Origin of the sequence: Loigolactobacillus backii (assembly GCF_003946275.1) — a bacterium.
GTDB lineage: Bacteria > Bacillota > Bacilli > Lactobacillales > Lactobacillaceae > Loigolactobacillus > Loigolactobacillus backii.
The window spans coordinates 1-4805 of the sequence record NZ_RHNQ01000100.1; the positions used below are offsets into that span (position 1 = coordinate 1).

A 4805-nucleotide genomic window follows, 5' to 3' on the forward strand; every position below is an offset into this window, starting at 1 on the left:
TGGAGGTTTAGCTCAGCTGGGAGAGCACCTGCCTTACAAGCAGGGGGTCACAGGTTCGAACCCTGTAATCTCCATTTCTACGGTTCCATGGTCTAGTTGGTTATGACGCCTGCCTGTCACGCAGGAGATCACGGGTTCGAGTCCCGTTGGGACCGTTTATCATAATGGCTCGGTAGCTCAGTCGGTAGAGCAATGGATTGAAGCTCCATGTGTCGGCAGTTCGATTCTGTCCCGCGCCATTTATGGAGGAGTAGCGAAGTGGCTAAACGCGGCGGACTGTAAATCCGCTCCTTCGGGTTCGGTGGTTCGAATCCACTCTCCTCCATTTTTTATAATAGGGATATAGTTCAATGGTAGAATAGCGGTCTCCAAAACCGTTGATGTGGGTTCAACTCCTACTATCCCTGCCATTATGGCGGTAGTGGCGAAGTGGTTAACGCACCGGATTGTGGCTCCGGCACGCGTGGGTTCGATTCCCACCTACCGCCCTTGTTTTATTGGGATATAGCCAAGTGGTAAGGCAACAGACTTTGACTCTGTCATGCGCTGGTTCGAATCCAGCTATCCCAGTTAGCTTTTATGGGATTTGTTCCTTAAAGATGGCGGTATAGCCAAGTGGTAAGGCAAAGGTCTGCAAAACCTCTATCACCGGTTCAAATCCGGTTACCGCCTTTTATCTTTTAAGTGGTAATCTACAAAATGGCTTAATATGCCGGTGTGGCGGAATTGGCAGACGCGCTGGATTCAAAATCCAGTTCCTTCACGGGAGTATCGGTTCGACCCCGATCACCGGTATAGTTAATAGACTGATATTTTTGAAATAAAAATATTAGTCTATTTTTTTATTTCAAAAATTAAATCTGGTTTTATTAAATTAATTTAGACCATTTAAGTAAAACTAATCTTAGCGGCCGCTAAATCAAAGGTTGAGCCTGTATTGATTAATGCTGATACGACAAGTAAAAACCATATTCTGCTAAATTTAGTAGGTCGTCAATATTAGAAAGTTTTTATACACTTTAGCATGGATTTACCTTAGTTAATTATAAGTTCACCATTAGCGGATATTTTTAATGATTTATAATAGGGCGTTATAGAAGTGGGTATTCAATCGAATATGAACTGATAGCGCAGTATTTGATGCTTATGAGTTTGAAGCATAAATAAGCATCGGTTCAAAGGATCAGGCATTGGGTATTACATTTAATGTTTGTACTGCCGACAATTGTAGTCAGAACTGTTACGCCTGATGTTGTAAAATGTTAGGTGATAAAGGACCTAAATACGTAATTAATTAAGTCGTTAATGGATGAGCACCTTGTTAATGCCGCTTAACTAATTATGTGTAAAATTTACTAATTGAGGCGGATAAATTTTTGAGTTTAAGGTCACAAAAAAAGAGTTCAGGATTTTATTCCTAGACTCTTACCTAAGACTTTGCCTTAGTTTGTTTGTTCAAGTGTATAGGTTGTTTGGTGAAATTGTTGAATATTTGGTCCGGCCTGCAAATAGGGTAGTAAGGGAGAAAAATCCTGTGAATTGCGCCAATTAAAGTAGTCAGCTTCGCGTTGCCAAATTGATAGAACAACAAATTGAATTTGCGGTGCATCTAATCGTAGTAAGAATAGTCCATTGAGGCCGATAAAGCCAGCTGCCTGATTGCCAACACGATCAAATTGTGATTGAAAGACTTTGACGGCGTCCTCAGAAGGAAACGTGAAATACATAAAATTAAAGAAGCCACTAAATTCTTGTTTACCTAAGTGTTGCCGTACAGAATAAGAAATTGGACTGTTAAAAAAGTTTTTTTGGTCCGAAACGTCAAGCAACTGAAAATCATTAGTCGATTCTGCTGGTCTTAATAGTAATAAATTTCGTTGGGGTTCACGATCGAAATAGCTAGTTAAGATATCCTGTGAACCAAATGTTGCCTGAATTTTTTTTAACATAATAATTCCTCCTCGAGTATAAATAATTACTCCACTTACATTATAACGTGATTCTCTTTAATTAGTGTAGTAAATACAAGCACTTTGTATTTTGTCTTACTAAATAGAACGTTGTAAGATAGAGGTAAAGTAAATTTATTTAATGGAGGAATTTATTATGAAGTTAACTGTACTGGGATTTTACGGTGGTTACCCTTATAAAGGAGTAGGAACTAGCGCTTATTTACTACAAACGAATGACTACAATCTATTACTTGATTGCGGTAGTGGTGCGCTTTTAAGCCTTCAAAAGCATTTGGACCCACTGCAACTTGATGCGGTGGTCCTGAGCCATTACCATCATGATCACATTGCCGATGTTGGTGTACTGCAGTATTATTGGCAGTTACATCAAGGAAAAAAACGTGAGGCCGAATTGCCAATTTACGGACATACGGCCGATCCATTACATTTTGCTTCATTAACTTTACCGGGGGTTACACACGGCGAAAGCTACACGGCCGGGCAAACAACAAACTTAGGACCTTTTTCATTAACCTTCTTACCAACAATTCATCCAGTACCGGCTTATGCTGTAAAAGTCGTTGAAATTAGAACCGGCGCAACACTAGTCTATACGGCAGATACGGCCTATTTTTCTGAATTTGCTGAATTTGCTAAGGGTGCCGACTGGTTAATTACGGATACTAATTTTTTACAGGCAAAAACTGGAAAGATTGCGCATATGACGTCGGCCCAATCTGGTTTGTTGGCCAAGACGGCTGGCGTTAAACACCAATTAATCAGTCATCTACCCCAGGATACTGATTTGAAACAGTTATTGACCGAAACTCAGGTGGCGGCCGGTAATGATTGTCAGGTTATTCGTGCTGAACAAGGTCTTCAAATTAATTTGTAGTTTTAAATTAAAAAATAATTTAGTTTTACCTTTTTTTAAAGCATTATGTGTCATTATTAATAATAAATATTTATTTTATATGATGTAGATTTTTAAAATGAAATCGCTTATACTATTCATTGAAGACGATCGATTAATAGCTATTAAGGCTAAATTGAACTTTGATGAAGGGGCGAATAGAATGGTAACACTTTATACATCCCCAAGCTGTACTTCCTGTCGTAAGGCGCGTACATGGCTTGCGGGACATGATATTCCATTTACTGAACGTAATATTTTCGCTAAACCACTTGAAGCTGCTGAAATAAAGGCAATTTTACGTATGACTGAGCGGGGAACTGAAGAGATTATTTCAACGCGATCTAAGGCCTTTCAAGAATTACATTTAGATTTGATGACGTTATCGTTAAGCCAATTAATTGCACTGATTGCTAAATACCCAGGTCTGTTGCGCCGACCAATAATAATGGACGATCGGCGGTTACAAGTTGGGTATAATGAAGATGAAATTCGACGTTTCTTGCCACGTAAGGTTCGCGCAATAGAATTGAAAAAGGCACAAATGTTAGCAGGATTATAAAAAAATAATTTTTAAATTTAATTTACCTGATTTTAAATTTGAAAATGTATTTTAGCAGCGATTAATACAAAATTATTTAACTTAAAGGATTGGGAAGGCTGGGACAAAAGTCCTGGCCTTTTCTTGTTTTCGATCACTATGCTAGAACGTGCGCCAAAAGTCCAGGTTCACGTGCCTAACTACAGCTAATCTTACGGTTATTGGATTGGCCTACGTTACCCAGTAAACCCAAAACCGACTTTTATCCCACTATCTTTCTTTGTTTACCGGCGATCAATTCAATTGAATAAGTATCCATTTCACTAATGATCCGACTAAATTTCATTAAAAGCGCTTTATTGCTTGTGTTTCTTGGCGTAATCAGTTACTATAAATACCCGAATGAATCAGTTGTGTTACTTTACAAACTAGTATTTTCAGGTACAATATATTTGTATAGTTTTACCTGAATTTGGGAAGCGGGGTGCAACAATCATGGAAATGGAACGAATTAACGAAAATACGATTCGAGTCTTGCTAAAAAATGAAGATTTGACTGAGCGGGGCATTACCGTACTTGATTTATTAGGTAATCACAAACAAATTGAAAATTTCTTTTATTCAATTCTTGAGGAAGTTGACACTGATCATCAATTCCAGTCAAATGACGCTGTAACCTTTCAGGTTTTGCCGAATAAGAATGGTTTAGAATTATTCATCAGTAAAAACGCGCCGGCTAGCGGTACGCCGATTAATGATCTCAGTGATACTGACCATGAAGCTGTCTCGGACATACTAAAAAAGCAACTTTTGGCGCGAGATGATAACGCACAACAAGAAAGTACGGCTGCCGATTCAGATGATGAGTACGGTACTTACCTGAATGATCCAGATACACCAACTAAAGAAATTGTTTTAAAATTACACGATTTTGAAGACATGGTTCAGTTAGCTAAGATTCTACATTTAGATGGGGCCGTTTCTAATTTATATCGCTACAAGGATTCTTTCTATCTACACTTAATTTTCTTTGTGGACGAGACGTCTGAATCTTCAGTTAAGGATGAAATTGCTATTGCAATGGAATATGCGGATAGGACAACTGTTACGCCAGATGTGCTTTCTGAGTACGGTAAGCGTATTATGGAAAAAAGTGCTTTAGAATTAACCCGGTATTACTTTAAATAACCTGATAATTTTTGGCAGTGTGACTAAGGTAAGTTATTGGTTCGGGCACAGTTACTTTCACTAGAATAATTACAAATAGGCATTGCGGCAAAATTTATTTGGCTCTCTGTCAAATCCTGTTGATAGCCAATTTTGGGTCTACACTTTCTGGTATTGGTGAATAACTAATACCGGTTTTTTGTCTGTTTTGAAAATCAGAAAAATAAAAAAG

4 protein-coding genes and 9 tRNA genes are annotated in these 4805 nt (G+C 38.3%); 12 read left to right on the forward strand and 1 reads right to left on the reverse strand.

All coding sequences use genetic code 11. From position 1 onward, the window contains the following. Position 1 precedes the first annotated feature (1 nt). The 9 genes from EKM61_RS11280 to EKM61_RS11320 all read left to right on the forward strand — a co-directional run bounded on the left by EKM61_RS11280 (position 2) and on the right by EKM61_RS11320 (position 795). Positions 2-74, forward strand: a tRNA-Val gene (locus tag EKM61_RS11280). Positions 75-81: 7 nt separating this feature from the next. Beyond that, positions 82-155 (forward strand) — tRNA-Asp (locus EKM61_RS11285). Between the two features lie 11 nt (positions 156-166). Next, positions 167-239, forward strand: a tRNA-Phe gene (locus EKM61_RS11290). Positions 240-244: 5 nt separating this feature from the next. Continuing rightward, a tRNA-Tyr gene (locus tag EKM61_RS11295) sits at positions 245-325 on the forward strand. Between the two features lie 11 nt (positions 326-336). After that, positions 337-410: transfer RNA gene (locus tag EKM61_RS11300), tRNA-Trp, on the forward strand. A gap of 5 nt (positions 411-415) precedes the next feature. Next, positions 416-488 (forward strand) — tRNA-His (locus EKM61_RS11305). 10 nt (positions 489-498) lie between these two features. After that, positions 499-570, forward strand: a tRNA-Gln gene (locus tag EKM61_RS11310). A gap of 31 nt (positions 571-601) precedes the next feature. Then, positions 602-672: transfer RNA gene (locus EKM61_RS11315), tRNA-Cys, on the forward strand. Between the two features lie 39 nt (positions 673-711). After that, a tRNA-Leu gene (locus EKM61_RS11320) sits at positions 712-795 on the forward strand. Between the two features lie 647 nt (positions 796-1442). Here EKM61_RS11320 and EKM61_RS11325 read toward each other — a convergent pair. Beyond that, on the reverse strand, positions 1443-1949 hold the full coding sequence (locus EKM61_RS11325) for an antibiotic biosynthesis monooxygenase family protein (protein ID WP_068225405.1): 507 nt from the start codon (positions 1947-1949) through the stop codon (positions 1443-1445). A 157-nt stretch (positions 1950-2106) separates the two neighbouring features. On the opposite strand from EKM61_RS11325, the gene EKM61_RS11330 reads away from it, so the two are divergent. The 3 genes from EKM61_RS11330 (at position 2107) to EKM61_RS11340 (ending at position 4594) form a co-directional block, all read left to right on the forward strand. Continuing rightward, on the forward strand, positions 2107-2847 hold the full coding sequence (locus tag EKM61_RS11330; protein ID WP_068225404.1) for an MBL fold metallo-hydrolase: 741 nt from the start codon (positions 2107-2109) through the stop codon (positions 2845-2847). A 181-nt stretch (positions 2848-3028) separates the two neighbouring features. Then, on the forward strand, positions 3029-3427 hold the full coding sequence (locus EKM61_RS11335; protein ID WP_068225403.1) for a Spx/MgsR family RNA polymerase-binding regulatory protein: 399 nt from the start codon (positions 3029-3031) through the stop codon (positions 3425-3427). A 474-nt stretch (positions 3428-3901) separates the two neighbouring features. Continuing rightward, positions 3902-4594 carry an adaptor protein MecA gene (locus EKM61_RS11340; protein WP_068225402.1) on the forward strand — a complete coding sequence of 231 codons (693 nt, stop codon included), beginning with the start codon at positions 3902-3904 and terminating at the stop codon, positions 4592-4594. Positions 4595-4805 lie beyond the last annotated feature (211 nt).